The 16,252-nt window shown below is 59.5% G+C and carries 10 protein-coding genes; 4 read left to right on the top strand and 6 right to left on the bottom strand.

Going from position 1 to position 16,252, the window contains the following annotated elements; translation table 11 throughout:
- Positions 1 to 4: 4 nt before the first annotated feature.
- Together folD and pgi are read right to left on the bottom strand one after the other, a co-directional pair.
- Positions 5 to 907 carry a bifunctional methylenetetrahydrofolate dehydrogenase/methenyltetrahydrofolate cyclohydrolase FolD gene (gene folD, locus AAF739_02845; protein MEM6381586.1) on the bottom strand — a complete coding sequence of 301 codons (903 nt, stop codon included), beginning with the start codon at positions 905 to 907 and terminating at the stop codon, positions 5 to 7.
- Positions 907 to 2,598: a glucose-6-phosphate isomerase gene (pgi, locus tag AAF739_02850; GenBank protein MEM6381587.1), complete on the bottom strand. Its 1,692-nt coding sequence runs from the start codon at positions 2,596 to 2,598 to the stop codon at positions 907 to 909. The genes folD and pgi overlap by 1 nt, the downstream gene beginning before the upstream one ends.
- Before the next feature lie 300 nt (positions 2,599 to 2,898).
- Between pgi and AAF739_02855 the strand changes: the two genes are divergently transcribed.
- Positions 2,899 to 6,618, top strand: coding sequence for an EAL domain-containing protein (locus AAF739_02855; protein MEM6381588.1), 3,720 nt, complete (start codon positions 2,899 to 2,901; stop codon positions 6,616 to 6,618).
- Here AAF739_02855 and AAF739_02860 read toward each other — a convergent pair.
- The gene (locus tag AAF739_02860; protein ID MEM6381589.1) at positions 6,583 to 7,557 is read right to left on the bottom strand and encodes a carbohydrate kinase; all 975 of its coding nucleotides are present in this window, start codon (positions 7,555 to 7,557) and stop codon (positions 6,583 to 6,585) included. The genes AAF739_02855 and AAF739_02860 overlap by 36 nt on opposite strands.
- Positions 7,558 to 7,700: 143 nt before the next feature.
- On the opposite strand from AAF739_02860, the gene AAF739_02865 reads away from it, so the two are divergent.
- On the top strand, positions 7,701 to 8,366 hold the full coding sequence (locus AAF739_02865; protein MEM6381590.1) for a DsbA family oxidoreductase: 666 nt from the start codon (positions 7,701 to 7,703) through the stop codon (positions 8,364 to 8,366).
- A 67-nt stretch (positions 8,367 to 8,433) separates the two neighbouring features.
- The gene (locus AAF739_02870; protein ID MEM6381591.1) at positions 8,434 to 10,503 is read left to right on the top strand and encodes a M3 family metallopeptidase; all 2,070 of its coding nucleotides are present in this window, start codon (positions 8,434 to 8,436) and stop codon (positions 10,501 to 10,503) included.
- A gap of 49 nt (positions 10,504 to 10,552) precedes the next feature.
- On the opposite strand, the gene AAF739_02875 is transcribed toward AAF739_02870, so the two are convergent.
- Positions 10,553 to 11,503, bottom strand: a complete 951-nt coding sequence (locus AAF739_02875) for an AEC family transporter (GenBank protein MEM6381592.1) — start codon at positions 11,501 to 11,503, stop codon at positions 10,553 to 10,555.
- Between the two features lie 229 nt (positions 11,504 to 11,732).
- On the opposite strand from AAF739_02875, the gene AAF739_02880 reads away from it, so the two are divergent.
- Positions 11,733 to 13,397 carry an alpha-glucosidase gene (locus tag AAF739_02880; protein ID MEM6381593.1) on the top strand — a complete coding sequence of 555 codons (1,665 nt, stop codon included), beginning with the start codon at positions 11,733 to 11,735 and terminating at the stop codon, positions 13,395 to 13,397.
- Between the two features lie 91 nt (positions 13,398 to 13,488).
- Here the strand turns inward: AAF739_02880 and ugpC are convergent, their stop codons facing one another.
- Both ugpC and AAF739_02890 read right to left on the bottom strand, forming a co-directional pair.
- Complete coding sequence (ugpC, locus tag AAF739_02885) at positions 13,489 to 14,589, bottom strand: sn-glycerol-3-phosphate ABC transporter ATP-binding protein UgpC (protein ID MEM6381594.1); 1,101 nt, start codon at positions 14,587 to 14,589, stop codon at positions 13,489 to 13,491.
- An 11-nt stretch (positions 14,590 to 14,600) separates the two neighbouring features.
- Complete coding sequence (locus tag AAF739_02890) at positions 14,601 to 16,232, bottom strand: alpha-glucosidase family protein (protein ID MEM6381595.1); 1,632 nt, start codon at positions 16,230 to 16,232, stop codon at positions 14,601 to 14,603.
- Positions 16,233 to 16,252: the final 20 nt, after the last annotated feature.

Here is a 16,252-nt window from a genome sequence, read left to right on the forward strand (position 1 = left end):
TATCTCAAGCCTTTGCGCGCAGCTCCGCCGCTTTCAACGTATTGGCCATCAACATAGCGATGGTCATCGGACCGACACCGCCGGGAACCGGCGTCACGGCACCGGCGACGTCAAGTGCGCCCTCATAATCGACGTCTCCAACCAAGTGGCTGGTCCCCAGGTTCACGTCCTCAATGCGGTTGATACCGACATCAATCACCGTCGCACCCGGCTTGATCCAGCTTGCCGTAACCATTTGCGGGCGTCCAACAGCAGCAATCAGGATATCGGCCTCACGCGACACCGCTGGCAGGTCCGGCGTTCGGCTATGGGCCACCGTGACGGTGGCGTTCGCGGCCAGCAAGAGCTGCGAGACCGGACGCCCGACAATGGTTGAGCGACCAATGACCACCGCGCGCAGTCCCGACAGATCAGGTCCCCGTAAGGTCCGGATCATATGCATCACGCCCGCTGGGGTACAGGGAACGAGCGGACGGTCGATGTCACCCGAGGCCAACATGCCTGCATTTATCGGATGAAACCCATCAACATCTTTTGCTGGATCGATCGCGCGCAGAACCTCATCGGCGTTTATTTGCTGTGGCAACGGCAATTGCACCAAAATGCCATCAACCGATCTGTCGCTGTTCAGCGCATGGACTTGTGCCAGGACCTGTTCGTGCGTTGCCGATGCAGGCAAGCGATAGGTGTTTGAATCAAAACCGCAGCGCAGCGCCATCTTGCCCTTGGATCGGACATACACTTGGCTGGCAGGATCCTCTCCAACAAGCACAACACTTAACCCAGGTGGCCGTCCATGCTGCCGCTGAAACTCCGCCGAAACCTGGGCGACAGCATCGGTGACTTCCTTTGCGATAGCCTTGCCATCAATACGGATGGCTTGAGCCTTGGTCTCTTGGCCAGACATCATCCATCTCCTCGATCACCGGAGCCGTCCGATGCGCCTATATCGGCATCTTGCGATAGGGCAGCAATCAACCCCTTGGTCGAGGCGTCGAATGCGCCGGCTTTATGGGGGTCATCGAGAGCCGGGGTGATTGATTTGGCCATCACCTTGCCAAGTTCGACCCCCCACTGATCGAAGGCATTAATGCCCCAAAGGACGCTTTCGACAAAAACCTTGTGCTCATAAAGCGCGATCAACCGACCCAAGGTGGCCGGGTCAAGCTGGTCGTAAAGGATCGTGGTAGACGGCCGGTCGCCGGGGAAGCTCTTGTGCGCGCTGAGCGCAGCAACTTCCGATCCAGAAGCTCCTTCCGTCTCCATCTGTTCGCGTGTCTCGGACTGCGTTCGGCCGAAGGCCAGCGCGCGGGTTTGCGCCAGCGCATTTGCCACGAGGTTCCGATGGTGCTCCGCGCCTCGACCCTCGACCAACTCTCCCACGGAGTGACGGCCAAGAAGAACGTCCATCGCGACGATGTCCGTCCCCTGATGGCAGAGCTGAAAAAACGAGTGCTGGGCGTTCGTGCCTGGTTCGCCAAAAACCAGCATTCCGGTCCGGTCGCTCACCGGCGTTCCATCACGGCGCACGGCTTTGCCGTTCGACTCCATATCAAGCTGCTGCAGATAAGCCGGAAAGCGCGCGAGACGCTCCTCGTAAGGGATGACGGCGTGAGCCGACAGCCCCATGCCGTTGCGCCGCCAAATGCCTATCAAACCGAGAATAACCGGCAGGTTCGCATCCAAGGGCGCCTGAGCAAAATGGACGTCGAGCGCATGGGCGCCAGCAAGCATTTCCATAAAGCGTGTCCTGCCGATGGCAATGGCAAGCGCCAAGCCAATGGCAGACCACAGCGAGTAGCGGCCCCCAACATAGTCCCAAAAACAGAACACGCGCTCCGGTGCAATTCCAAAGGCGGTTGTGGCGTCCAGGTTGGTTGATAGGGCAGCAAGATGGCTGCCGACCTTCTCGCCAACCGATGCCTCAAGCCACGCCCGGACGCTGCGGGAGTTGGTGAGCGTTTCGAGCGTCGTGAAGGTTTTCGATGCGACCAACACCAGCGTTCGAGCCGGATCGAGCGATCGCAGCGTGTCGACCGCGTCGGCTCCATCAACGTTGGCGATGAAATGGACATTTGGACCATCACAGAATGGCGCAAGTGCTCGCGACGCCATGGCCGGACCGAGGTCTGAACCGCCAATGCCTATGTTCACGACATCGGTGAACGGCGCACCATCACAGGCGGCAACTGCACCCTCCCGAACCTGTTCGGCGAAAGCGAGAAACCGGTCACGTTCATCTGATATTTCTTGGCGCACGGCCGCGGGCGCCCATCCGCCACCTTTCGGAGAGCTGATACCGTCTCCCGTTCGCAGAGCGGTGTGCAGAACAGCGCGACCCTCGGTTGAATTAATCGGCTCACCTGTGAGCATGGCGTCCCGCGCCTGCTCAAGATCGGCAGCCTTCGCAAGATCGAGTAAGGCTTGCCAAGCCTCCTCGTCGAGCTTCTCTTTTGACCAATCAATAAGCAGTCCAGCGGTCTGGCAACTGAAGCGTTCGAACCTGTGCACGTCTTGGGAAAAAAGGGTGCGTAAATGCGTCGCGGCAAGGCGAGCCGCGTGTGCGGAGAGTGCATCTGCGAGTGACGGGACGCGCATGATTATCCGTTCATGTACCTTTTGTCTGGCAGCCGTATGCGAGACGCATCTTCAGCCCTGTCCTGTGGCGTCTATCTGACTGCACGACTAAGCGGGCCGAGCGCATCCTACCTTCCATAGGCGGCGGTGCGCTGCAAGAGCTCGGACATCTATCGGTTTTCGTTCTGGCCGTACGCAAATTAGGCTTGATATAGACCTGCTTACCTAGCGTAAATCTCTGTAAATACGCACTTTTTCGCCGCTGATGTTCATGAAAACCTAACCAATAATCGTCTTACTAAGCCGACTGAAGGAGACGGTTTGAGTAAGATCCCATCCTCGCTGGTTCGCCCGCTTGGGCCCCGCGACCATCTGCGCTTTCCGCAGTTGGCGGAGATAAAGGCGTGTCTTGATCGTCTGAACAACGAGGCACCGACCACAGTCGCGAAGCTGATCAGCGCCCTTGGGGCCCAGGCCGGGCAAGTCACCCTGTGCCATCCGGAAGGCGGGAAAAGCTACCGCTACGTTCATTTTGGAAGCCAGATCGCCCGAGATGCTGGCTTCGACATGACGGGTAAGTCGACCGCTGACTTTGACACGCGTACGCGCCAGCACCTCGAGCAAAGCTTCGACCAGGTTCTGCGTGCGGGCACCCCGCTTTGCACGATCATGGCAGGCTCGGTGTCGGGCTCCGCCCACAGCTGGCAACGCATCGTTTTTCCGGTGCGCCTTGTTTCAGGCGATCACTTGCTTGCCGTCGTCATCCCGCTGAAGTGCGCTCTCGATGCCATCCATGGTCGGCACCCGGGGGTATCGGTCTGTGTCCTTCCATTGCGGCAGGACGAGAGCACCTCCGCGCTCAAACTGGCGACAGAGCGGACGCTGATCGACTACCTTGGCCAATGTGATCTCGAGCCGCTTCGAACCTTTGTCCGCGCCTTCAAGATGCGGACCGACACGCCCGACGTTGGAAGTTTGCTGGCGACGATGTCGGCTGAACTTCAAGGCGATGAAGGCGGGACCGTCCAGATCATCGCAGACATTGTTCACGGCTTCACCACACCCTTCCTCGTCGTCTCGGATGCAACGCGAGCCTCAAAGGCGAACCACGATTTGCGCAGCGCCGCGCACATGCTTCAGGCCAGTTGCGAGGTGGGCAAGCTCGGATGGTGGATCAAACACCGCTACCATGACGATCAGCTCGAAATCGCCCCTGAGTTGGCGGAAATCTTTGGTTTGCAGCTCGATCAAGACGGCAGAATCAACCATGACGTTCTGCGCGGGCACTATCACCACGACCTGATTGAGCGGATCGAAGAGGCGGTTGAACGGTGCTGGCAGACGGGCGAAAGTTACGCGGTCAATGGGCGCTTTGAGCGACCGGACGGACAGTGGATCGACATCACCATATCCGGCCGGCCGATGCGCGATGAAACCGGTTCCGTGCGCAGCCTATTCGGGATCGTTCAGGACACCACCGAGCACCAGTCTGCCAAGCGAAAACTCGAGGAAAGCGAAGCACGGTTTCGTGACTTTGCGGGCTCTGCGGGTGACTGGTGCTGGGAGACTGATCAGGACCACCGTTTCGTTGACTTCACCGAGGATCTCGCCGATGTGGGACACACGCTACAGCGCGATTTCATCGGCAAGACGCGGTATGAGTTGCCGGTCCTGCCGGAAGATCAGCCGGTGGTCGACGCTCATTATGATGATCTGGAAGCCCATCGCGAGTTCAGCAACCTGGTATACAGGCTTAAGGATCCCGATAGCGGTCGGGTACTGACCTTCAAGATTGCCGGAAAGCCTCGCTTTGCGGCCAATGGCGCGTTCCTGGGATATCGCGGCACAGGCCGTAACATTACGGCAGAAGTCGCAGCCGGTCGCGAGCATGAGGAGCGCTTGCTCGCCTTGCGCAACGCCCAGTCGATCGCGGGTCTGGGCCACTGGGTTACCGATCTCACCAGCGGTACAACCCGCTGGTCGCAAGGCATCCTGCGCCTGTTTCATTTCGACCATGACCTCTCGGATGATCCCGACAAGCTGGTCGATGCTCCCGGTTTCCATCTGACGTGGCTTCTGCGGCGGGTGCACCGGGAAGATCGGCGCAAGATTACCAACGCTCTGAGATGTGCGGAGAACAGACAAGCGTCGGAACCGATCGACCTGCGCTATTATCCCGATAACGAGCAGGCCGTGCGCCATATGCGCGTGCAGCTGCGTTATCAACCGGCCACCAAGATGACGCCCGCCCGTCTGATGGGGGTCGCGCAGGATGTATCGGACCTCAAGACCGTGCAGGCGGAGCTTGAGCGCCGCACGAAGGCGCTTGGTGAGGCCCAGGCCATGGGCGGCCTTGGCGACTGGCAGTTCGATGCCAATACGGGTCTCAGTTCCTGGTCACCCCAACTGTATTCGATCCTTCGCTTCGACCCCAACGACATCAAACCGTCCAGAGATGTTGTCGACCTTCTGTGCTCCGCCGAAGATGCGGCCGCCATTCGCCATGGCCACGAGATTGTTCTCAGCGAAGGCGAAAAGTTCGCCATCGATGTCCAGATGCGCCGTGGCGATGGGACGATGGGCTATTATTCCATAGCGACACAGCCGCTGCGTGATGATGATGGATCGGTCAGCGGCCTTTTCGGAACCGTGCAGGACATCACTGAACGCAAGCACGCTGAAAAACAGTTGCGAAGCCTTGCATACTTCGACCCACTCACCGGTCTTGGAAACCGTGCGCTGTTCACGCGGGAATTGAACGATGTGATGGCGGAGATCATTCAGGCAGGTGGTTCGGCCGCCCTTCTGCTGCTGGATCTCGATCACTTCAAAGAGGTGAACGATACGCTCGGCCACGCGGCGGGAGACGAGCTGTTAAAGCAAATCTCGGTTGCGCTGCGAGAGATCGTCGATGAACGCGGGTTCGTCGCCCGCCTCGGTGGTGATGAGTTCGCCGTGATCATTCGAGACTACCAGTCCGTCCAGTGCCTGCGCCGTTTGGCCGACAGGATTGTCGACCGACTTTCGGGCGCCAAACAATTGAAACGCGGAGAGGTCGTTACCGGTACGAGCATCGGCATTGCCCTCATCCCGCAGGATGGCGGCACGGACGAGGAGGTGCTGCGAAACGCAGACCTCGCGCTGTACATGGCGAAGGATGATGGACGAGGCCGCGCTCTGTTCTTCGAGCATGCCATGAGCCGATCCGTTCAGGCACGGCTACAATTGGCGCGGGATCTGCGGACGGCTATCGAAAACGATGGGTTCGAGACCCGCTACCAAGGGCAGATTGATCTCCGAACCGGAAACGTCGTCGGCTTCGAAACACTGCTGCGGTGGGAGCATCCCACGCGCGGTTACATTTCACCTGCCGAGTTCATTCCGATCGCCGAAAGCTCAAGCCTGATCGCGGAGATCGGCCTGTGGGTGCTGCGAGACGCCTGCCAGACCGGTCGCGCTTGGCTCGACGCTGGCGAAACCCCTCGGATGATTGCGGTCAACGTTTCGGCGGCGCAAATCTGGCAACCGGAGTTTGCCAGCGAGGTTCTCGCCATCGTCGAAGAGACAGGCTACCCACCGGACTTGCTTTGCTTGGAGTTGACCGAAAGCGTCTTTGCCGATCATTCCGAAAGCCGAGTGCGCAAGGCACTGGATCGGTTCCGTTCGGCTGGCATTCACCTGGCCCTGGATGATTTCGGCACAGGTTATTCATCGCTGGGTTACCTCAACGAGCTGCCCTTCAACGAGCTGAAAATCGACCGCTGCTTCATTAGCGGCGCGCATGAATCGGAAGAAAAATCTCGCCTTCTCAAGGGCATCATAGCGCTCGGCAAAGGCCTCAACATGCGCGTCGTCGGTGAGGGAGCGGAGGTCGACGGAGAGGTCGATCTGCTGCGTGAATCGGGGTGCGATCTGGTGCAGGGTTTCGTTTACATGCGTCCTGAACCGGCGAAATTTGCCATTCGAAGCGCTGATCAGCTCGAATTCAGACACGCTGAATTGCGATCAAATGCGGCCGATACGCTCGAACAAACGGCTTGAGATCGCAGCGTCCAGCGCCTCGGCGCTTGGCATAACCGGCCCCTGTTGGCCACAGATGACAGCGGCAACGGCTGCAGCAGTTTCAGCAATATCCACACAGTCTTGAAGGGCGATCGTACGCCCGGCGAGCGCGCGTCGACGGCTCTCCGCACTCGCCCAAGCAATGAGTACTGTCTGAAAGGCATCACCGGCGCCGACCGTGTCGATCACCGTCGTCTTGGGCGCGGACACGTGCTGCGTGCCGCCCGCTGCAAACACCGAGACGCCTTCGGCGCCTTGGGTAAGAAAAACAGGCGCACCATTCAGGTCGTGCAGGGAAGCCGCATAGCCGGTTGGGCTTTGCTCCGGCGCAAGGAAAGCAGCGTCTTCGTCCGACAGCTTGATGATGTTCGCGCGCGTGAAAAGGGGTTTAAGGCGCTCCTCCCACACGGCACGGTCGGGCTCGATCATGGCCCGTACATTGGGGTCGATGGCGAGTATTGCTTGATCGGGTAGCTCCTCGACAAGCGCCGCCAGCGTATCGGCAATCGGCGGCATCACCAGGCTGTAGGAGCCAAGATGAAGAACCGAAGGCGTACTGCGCAACTGTGCCAGATGATCTGCGGTGATCTGTAGGTCTGCCGTTGATTGTCCGTAATAGTTATAGCGTGGCTGCCCGTCCTCTGCGAGATCAATGACCATCAAAGGCGTGAGCGTATCGCTTCGGACAACTGCATCCAGGGATACGCCCGCCTGGCGCAGAATTGAAACTTGGCGATCGCCAAGCGATCCCCGCGCAATGCCGCCAAAGAAAGCTGGCCCGTAGCCCAGCCGGCCAAGGCCACAGGCGACATTGAACGGCGAGCCGCCCGTGACAGCGTCAAGCGTCACCTGCGTGTCGCCCTCGTGGGTCGCGCGTTCAAACACATCGTAGAGCGCTTCGCCTGCAACGATAATCATGGCCATACCCTCCCCGGCAATTCACGCCTTGTACCGGCAGAGCCAAGCAATTCAAGCCGCATGTCGCATGCTGCGGCGCGGCGGCTGTTCATCGTCGCGCGCAACCGCTAAGGCTATCGTGGAAAGCCAACGAGGAGATTGCTTTGCACACCCTATCGGTCGTCTCCGACTTTGTTTGCCCATGGTGCTTTATCGGCAAGGCCCGGCTTGATGCAGCGCTGGAAACGCTATCCGACGATCAGCGTCCGACCGTTCGCTATCTTCCTTTCAAGTTGAACCCGGATATGCCGGCCGAAGGCATGGCACGGCCCGATTACCGTTTGCAAAAATTCGGCTCGCTCGAGCGGTCAGATCAACTCGACCTGCAAGTGCGCATCGCCGCCGAACAAAGCGGTGTCGTGATCGATCACGGGAAGATGGAGCGCACACCCAATACCGTGAAGGCACACATGGTGATGGCCATGGCTTCGACGCTCAACGGGGAGACGGCCCTGAAGCTCGCCGATGGTCTGTTCGCGGCCTACTTTACCAACGGGGTCGACATTGGCGAAGACGAGGCACTGATGGAGCTTGCGGCGGAGGCGGGTCTACCTAAGGAGATCACCGAGGCAGCGCTGGCCGATGATGAGTTGCGAAGTGTGACCGAAAGCCTCGCGACCGGGCTTGCACAACAGGGTATCAATGGCGTGCCGACGCTGTTGCTTGACCAGCATTTCCTGATATCGGGCGCCGCCCAAACGGACGATCTGAAGCGGATCATTCCCGAGGCCATCTCGATCTTGAAAGACGCGAAGACGCAAGCGCACTGATCGCGCCTTGAGAGCTGTGCAACCCGCTCCTAAATGCGGGCAGTAGCAACCTTGTTCAGAGGGCCGTATGACCAACGCTGCCAAGCAAACCGACGCCGCCAACCCGTTTTTCTTCCAGTGGAATACACCGTTTGGGGTCCCGCCGTTCAGCGACATCGACCCGGAGCATTTCGCCCCGGCCTTCGAGAAGGCGATGGACGAGCATCGCTTGGAAGTGGACGCGATTGCCGGTCAGACCGCTCCGGCTGATTTTGCAAACACCATCGATCGGCTGGAATTGGCCGGCGCGCTTCTACGCAAGACGGCGATGGTTTTCTACAATCTGTCCGGCTCTCACACAAACCCGGAACTCCAGGCGCTTGAACGGGACCTCGCCCCGAAGATGGCGCGTCATCAGCAGGCCGTCAGCCTTCACGAGGGGCTTTTTGCCCGCATTGAAGAGCTGTGGAACAAGCGCGACACGCTCGATCTGACCAGCGAGCAGGAGCGGGTGCTGGACCTGACACGAAAAGGCTTCGTCCGCGCTGGCGCGCTGCTTCAAGGTGAGCCGCGCGAACGGATCAAGGCAATTGGCGAGCGGCTGGCCGTCTTGGCCACCCAATTCTCCCAGAACGTGCTTGCCGATGAACAGGTTGAAGCGTTGCACCTCACCGACGAAGCGGAGCTTGCCGGTTTGTCGCAATCGCTCATCGATGCGGCCGCCCAGGCAGCGAACGATGCCGGTAAACAGGGCTGGGTGATCACCCTGTCCCGCTCGCTCATCGAGCCTTTTCTCGTTCAGTCAACGCGTCGAGATCTGCGCGAAGCAGCGTTCGCACAGTGGACGTCGCGCGGTATGCGTGGCGGTGAGACCGACAACCGTGCGATCGCACAGGAAACGCTGGCGCTGAGGCATGAACGCGCGAAGCTGCTCGGCTATGAAACCTACGCCCATTTCAAGCTTGAAAACGAAATGGCCAAAACTCCAGACGCGGTCCGACAACTTCTCGATAATGTTTGGGCTCCGGCGCGCGCGCAGGCGTTGCTTGATCAGGAAAAACTGGAGCAGCTGGCCGCCGCTGAGGGTGCGAACATCAAGCTTGAGGCCTGGGATTGGCGGCATTATGCAGAAAAACGCCGTGAAGCGGAGTTCGCGATCTCCGATGACGAGGTGAAGCCCTACTTCACGCTTGACGCGATGATCGAGGCGGCGTTCGAGACGGCTACAAAGCTGTTTGGGCTCACTTTTTCACGCCCGGAGGACATTCCCGTCTACCATCCCGACGTTCGCGCCTACGAGGTGACCAACAGCGACGGCGAGCATGTCGCTGTGTTTCTGGGCGACTATTTCGGTCGGTCGTCGAAGCGCTCGGGCGCCTGGATGAGCGCCTTTCGCGGGCAGCGCAACCTCGGGGAGCGCGTCCGACCGATCATCGTGAACGTGATGAATTTCGCCAAGCCCCCGGAAGGGGGCGTCGCCCTGTGCACGCTTGATGATGTGCGCACGCTGTTCCACGAGTTCGGCCACGCCCTGCACGGCATGCTTTCCGATGTGACCTACCCGTCTGTTGCCGGAACAAGCGTCGCGCGGGACTTTGTGGAACTCCCCTCACAGCTTTACGAGCATTGGGTGTTGGTGCCCGAAAACCTGAAAGCTCACGCAAAGCATGCGGAAACCGGTGAGGTGATCCCCGACGCGCTGGTCGAGAAACTGAAGGCGGCCGCGACCTATGATCAGGGCTTTGCCACGGTTGAGTATCTCGCCTCAGCGCTCGTCGATCTCGACATGCACGACGGCACGACGGACGGGCAAGATGATCTGCTGGCCGCGCAAGGCACAACCCTTAAACGCATCGGCATGCCCAGCGCCATCGTCATGCGGCACGCATCCCCGCACTTCCAGCACATCTTTTCGGGCGGCTCCTACGCGTCGGGATACTACAGCTACATGTGGTCAGAGGTGATGGACGCCGATGCGTTTGCAGCGTTCGAAGAGGCTGGCTCGCCCTTCGCACCGGGTGTGGCAGCAAAGCTGCAAGAGCATATCTACGCAGCTGGCGGCGCGACCGACCCGGCTGACCTGTACACCCGCTTCCGTGGCCGGATGCCAACCGTCGATGCGCTTCTGGCCAAGCGCGGCCTCGACAAGGCAGCGTGAACGCCGACCGAACAGCGTTGTCGCGACAAGTGGGCGTTATGGCTCGGCCTTATGGGCCGGCCATAAATGGAAGAAGGCCGAGCCATACGCTGATGGTGGCGGCGGAGCCGATGGTGCCGATAGTGGTGATCTGAGCCATCAGCGGTGCATCGCCACCAAGCTGGCGGGCGAGGATAAACGATGACGTGGCGGTGGGGGCCGCCATGCACATCAAACCAATGGCCAACATGTTGCCCGGCAAAGCCAGAGCAAGACCGAGCACGATGAAAAGTGTGGGCTTGGCGATCAGCCCGATCGCATTCGACCAGACAATCGCCCGCACTGAGCCCTGACCGCTGATGGGCTTCAAACCGGCACCCACGGCAAACAGACCAAGCGCGATGGCGGCCGCTCCGAACCAGTCGAACACCCGCTCGACCGGCATCGGCCAATCGATAGCGAAGGGGTTGATGAGCAGCCCCGCAACGCATGCAACAATAAGAGGATTGGTGACGATCGAGCGCAGCATCGATGGCGGGGGAACGTCCTGCGGCCGTGCGCCATGGCGGGTTAGAATGGCAACGCAGAACAAGTTGACCGTGATGATGATGAAGGCGAGCGGCACCGACGCGATCTGGATGCCGCGCTCGCCTTCGAGCGCGAAGACGATGGCAAGGGCGATGTAGGTGTTGAAGCGGATCGCGCCCTGAAAAGCGCTCGTCGCGGCCGGCCCATCAATCGAGCCAGCTCGAACCTGCTTGATAAACAACCACCAGCTGAACACCGAAATGACAATCTGCGCCATGACCATCGCTGCTGCCAACAGCCAGACGGTTGTTCCCTCGAACGTTGCGACCGACAGGTTCGAAAACAACAAGGTGGGAAACAAAATGACATAGGTGACCCGCTCGACGCCGCTGACATGCCCGGCGGTTACCAGCCCGGAAACCCGTGCAAAAAAACCAAGGGCTATGACCAGAATGACGGGAACAAGGGCGGCTGTGATGATGGCGGTCTGCATGCGCTCGCGGGCGGTAAAGCATCCCCAAAGATCACGCAAGCGATGCGGTCACAGAGCTTTTTGCTCCCTTGCCGAATCAACGCTCGCCCAACCTTGACCAAATGGGCAATTGCGCGTCTGCTCATGGTAGGCTCTGAAAGCGCTTCCGGGCCGTTGTCGAAGCGATCGCTTTTGCATCGCCCATTGCCGCTCAACCTTCGCCAAACCGGCGTTAACGCGTATTTTGTCCATGTTCGTTTCACCCATCAGCAGCACCATCACATCTCGCCGCCAACTTGGCGGTGATCCGGACTGGTGGCGCGGCGGGGTCATCTATCAGATTTACCCGCGCTCGTATCTTGACGTGAATGCCGACGGCATCGGCGATCTTGCCGGGATCACCTCACGGCTCGATTACATCAAGAGCCTCAACGTCGACGCGATCTGGATTTCGCCGTTCTTCGTCTCACCGATGGACGATTTCGGCTACGACGTCGCCGACTACAAGAACGTTGATCCGATGTTCGGCTCGCTTGAGGATTTCGACGCACTTCTCGACGCTGCGCATGAGCGGGGTATCCGCGTTCTCATTGATCTGGTGATCTCGCATACCTCCGACCGGCATCCATGGTTTCGCGAAAGCCGTAATGATCGGACGAACGCCAAAAGTGACTGGTATGTCTGGGCAGACCCCAAAGCCGATGGGACACCGCCCAACAACTGGCTTTCGATTTTCGGTGGTTCCGCCTGGGAGTGGGATTCGCGGCGACGTCAGTATTATCTGCACAACTTTCTGACTTCGCAGCCCGATCTGAATTTTCATAATCCGATCGTCCAGGCAGCCGTTTTGGATGCGGCGCGGTTCTGGCTGGAGCGCGGGGTCGACGGCTTCCGCCTCGACACGGCAAACATGTATTTTCATGACGCAGAATTGCGCGACAACCCGCCCATCGAAAAGGGCATGGTCGTCAACGGCATCCCACCCCAGAACCCCTATGGACTGCAGCAGCCCATCTACAACATCACACGGCCTGAGAACCTTGTCTTCCTTGAGAAGATGCGCGCGCTGCTTGACGAGTATCCAGCCACGACGACCGTTGGCGAAGTTGGTGCCGTGCTCGACATGTACGAGACGCTCAAGGACTACACCGAAGAAGGCAAGCGGCTGCACATGGCCTATTCCTTCGACTTCCTCGACCGCCAGTTCTCAGCGGATTTCATCAAAGATGTCTCCGAGCGCATGGAGGGCAACCGCAACTCCTGGGCAAGCTGGGCTTTCTCCAATCATGACGTCGAACGCGTTCTGACGCGGTGGGGGCTGGGCGGTGAACAAGATCGCGCCGCGCCGCTCCTGATGGCGCTGCTGACCTGCCTCAAGGGCACCCCTTGCGTCTATCAAGGCGAAGAGCTTGGTTTAACGGAAGCGGTGGTACCGTTTGAGCAACTGCAGGACCCCTACGGCATCCGCTTCTGGCCTGAGTTCAAAGGCCGCGATGGGTGCCGAACACCCATGCCGTGGAACCCGGCAGCGGCCAATGGCGGCTTCTCGGAAGGGGACCCTTGGCTCCCCGTGCCACCCGAGCATGTCGCGCGCGCTGTCTCGGTTCAGGAAGTCAGCGAGACGATGCCCTTGCGCCATGTGCGCCGCTTTCTAGGCTGGCGCAGAGACCATATGGCCCTCAAGCGCGGCAATATCACGTTCCATGAGACTCAGGGAGACGTTCTCGCGTTCACGCGGAGTTATGAGGGCGAACGCATTCTGTGTGTCTTCAATCTGGGCATGAACCCAGGCAGCTTCGCGACCGGCAGTTTTGGGCCGATCAGCCCGATGGGCGGCCATGGGTTCGGTGGACGCCTGCATGGGACCGGCGTCGGTCTCGATCCGCTCGATGCGTTCTTCGCGACCTATGATTGAACAAAAGCCTCGATAAGCAGACCCGCCCCGCTTGAAACGCCAAGTCTAACGCGTCGAAATCAGGATTTCATGCGTGCGGTCGGCGTCCCGCTCACCGGTACAAAAAGTTCACCCCGTCAGCGTCGAAAAGGTGCATCTTCTCCGGCGCGGCGGTCAGGTGGAGTGTCTCGCCCTTTTTGACGTTTGCAATCCCGGGGATTTTCGCGATGAGCGGAGACACGCCCTTGCCGCCTTTGAAGTAGACGACCGTCACCTCACCAAGCTTTTCGGTGTAAAGCGCTTCGCCGGAGTAGATGGCGCTATCTGTGTCATCGGTGACGATGAAGTCCTCAGGCCGGATACCGAATTCCACCTTGTCACCGACCGACGATCCCGCTGACGCCATGGGCAACGTAATGGTTTCGCCGTGGGTGAGCTTGATTTCCGTTTTGTCGCCTACGCCGGTTACGGAGCCTTCCAGCAAGTTCATTTTCGGCGAGCCGATGAACTGGGCAACGAAGGTGTTTTTCGGCTTCTCGTAAAGCTCAAGCGGGGTACCCACCTGGCCGATGGTGTGGGTAACGTTGTTGAGGACAACAATGCGCGTCGCCAACGTCATCGCCTCGACCTGATCGTGGGTCACATAGATCATCGTCGAGTTGGGCATATCCTCTTTCAGCTGGGCGATCTCAATGCGCGTATCGACGCGCAGCGCGGCATCGAGGTTGGAAAGCGGCTCGTCGAACAGGTAAACCTTGGGGTCGCGCACGATGGAGCGACCGATCGCAACGCGCTGGCGCTGTCCGCCCGACAGAGCCTTGGGCAAACGGTCCAGATACTGATCAAGCTGCAAGATATTGGCAGCCTTCTGAACTCGTTCTTCGATCTCGTTCCGAGGCATTTTCGCGATCTGGAGCGCAAAGCTCATATTGTCGCGCACCGTCATGTGCGGGTACAGCGCATAGGACTGGAAGACCATGGCGATCCCGCGCTTGGAAGGCGGCACCTCGTTCATACGGTCGCCGTCGATCTGGAAGTCCCCAGACGAGATCGATTCAAGACCCGCGATCATGCGCAACAAGGTCGATTTCCCACAGCCAGACGGCCCAACGAAAACGATCAATTCGCCCGTTTTGATATCGAGATCGATATTCTTGAGGACCTCGACCTTCCCGTAGGACTTGGCGACGTCTTGCAACAGTAGCGATGCCATAGCTGTCTCCCTTAGCGCAGGCTTGTTTTTCTTATGGCGAAGAGCGCGTCATACGCGCCTATCTGTCCGAACTGACCACCCAAAGTTCCGCCGAACGGCGACGCGGTGTCGACCGTCCAACCCTCTCCCGGCACCCTCACCTCGACGGTGTTGGATGACAGGTTGAACGCGCACAGAATTTCTTCGCTGCCCGAGCGGCGAATGAAGGCCAGACAACTTGGGTGTTTGGGTAAAAGCTCAACTTGGCCATGTGCCAGCGCAGGACGTGCTTTGCGGTAGGCGATCATGGACCGGTAATGCTCGTAGAGGCTGTCTGAAACACCGCGTTGTTGGTCGACGGCCTGGGGCAGATGTTTGCCCTCCAGCGGCAGCCAGGGCTTGCCGTCACTGAAGCCAGCATTATGAGCGCCCGCTTCCCAAACCATCGGTGTGCGGCAGCCATCGCGGCCCTTGAAATCGGGCCAGAATGCGCGCCCAAAAGGATCCTGAAGCGCTTCGAAGGGAACGTCGGCCTGGTGCAGGCCCAGCTCTTCACCCTGATACAGGCATGCGGTGCCGCGCAGCGACAATAGAATGCCGGCATGCAGCCGTTGCTGATCAGCACCAAGGCTCCAGCGACTGGCAACCCGATCCACATCGTGGTTGGAATGGGCCCAGCAGGCCCAGCCGTCCTCGATCCCGCCCTCATATTCGGCGATCAGATCGTGCAGACCCTCCGCACCGGGATAGTGACCGGACAGGAGTGAAAACTCGTAACACATGTGCAGGCGGTCACCACCCGATGTGTAGGCGGCCTGGAGCGACAGACCATATTGCGAGTCGCTGATCTCGCCGATCGACGTCCGTCCGCCATAGCTGTCGAGCACGGCGCGCATGCGCTTCAGAAACGCGACCGTATCGGGCCGGTTTTTGTCATACAGATGGTCTTGCCAGTCGTAAGGATTGACGCTGTCGGCTGCGCCCGCAGGCCGTTCGGCAAGTATCGGATTGCTGCGCAACTCCGCGTCATGAAAGTAAAAATTGACGACGTCGAGCCGGACGCCATCGACACCGCGATCAAGCCAGAAGCGTAGCGCGTCAAGCAACGCGTCTTGGACCGCACCATTGTGAAGGTTCAGATCCGGCTGCTCCTTGAGGAAATTGTGCAGGTAGAACTGCTCCCGTTCGGGGCTCCATTCCCACGACTTGCCGCCGAAGACCGACTGCCAGTTGTTGGGCGCTTCGCCAGCGGCGTTGGCGTCTGCCCAGACATACCAGTCAGCCTTGGGGCCGTCGCGGGCTTGCCGGCTTTCAGTGAACCAGGGGTGTTGATCGGAGGTGTGTGAGAACACCAGATCAATGATTACCCGCAATCCAAGACCATGTGCGCGCTTCACAAAGGCATCAAAAATTTCCAGCGATCCGAACAAGGGATCGATGTCGCAATAGTCCGCCACATCGTAGCCGAAATCGCGCATTGGCGACCGGAATACCGGTGAAATCCAGACCGCATCGACCCCCAGATGCGCGAGATGATCGAGCCGGCGGGTGGCTCCGGCCAGGTCACCGATCCCATCGCCATCGGAATCCTGAAAGGAACGGGGATAGATCTGATAAATGATCGCCCCCCGCCACCAGTCAGCATCGGCAACCCTGTCTGGCACCGCCTGCTCCGTCATCGTCT

Source organism: Pseudomonadota bacterium (assembly GCA_039024915.1).
Taxonomy (GTDB): domain Bacteria; phylum Pseudomonadota; class Alphaproteobacteria; order Rhizobiales; family MH13; genus MH13.

Bases quoted from the DNA above. Each gene is read 5' to 3' on its own strand.
- folD (MEM6381586.1), bottom strand. From the start codon at position 907: ATGTCTGGCCAAGAGACCAAGGCTCAAGCCATCCGTATTGATGGCAAG.
- pgi (MEM6381587.1), bottom strand. From the start codon at position 2,598: ATGCGCGTCCCGTCACTCGCAGATGCACTCTCCGCACACGCGGCTCGC.
- AAF739_02860 (MEM6381589.1), bottom strand. From the start codon at position 7,557: ATGATTATCGTTGCAGGCGAAGCGCTCTACGATGTGTTTGAACGCGCG.
- AAF739_02870 (MEM6381591.1), top strand. From the start codon at position 8,434: ATGACCAACGCTGCCAAGCAAACCGACGCCGCCAACCCGTTTTTCTTC.
- AAF739_02875 (MEM6381592.1), bottom strand. From the start codon at position 11,503: ATGCAGACCGCCATCATCACAGCCGCCCTTGTTCCCGTCATTCTGGTC.
- AAF739_02880 (MEM6381593.1), top strand. From the start codon at position 11,733: ATGTTCGTTTCACCCATCAGCAGCACCATCACATCTCGCCGCCAACTT.
- ugpC (MEM6381594.1), bottom strand. From the start codon at position 14,589: ATGGCATCGCTACTGTTGCAAGACGTCGCCAAGTCCTACGGGAAGGTC.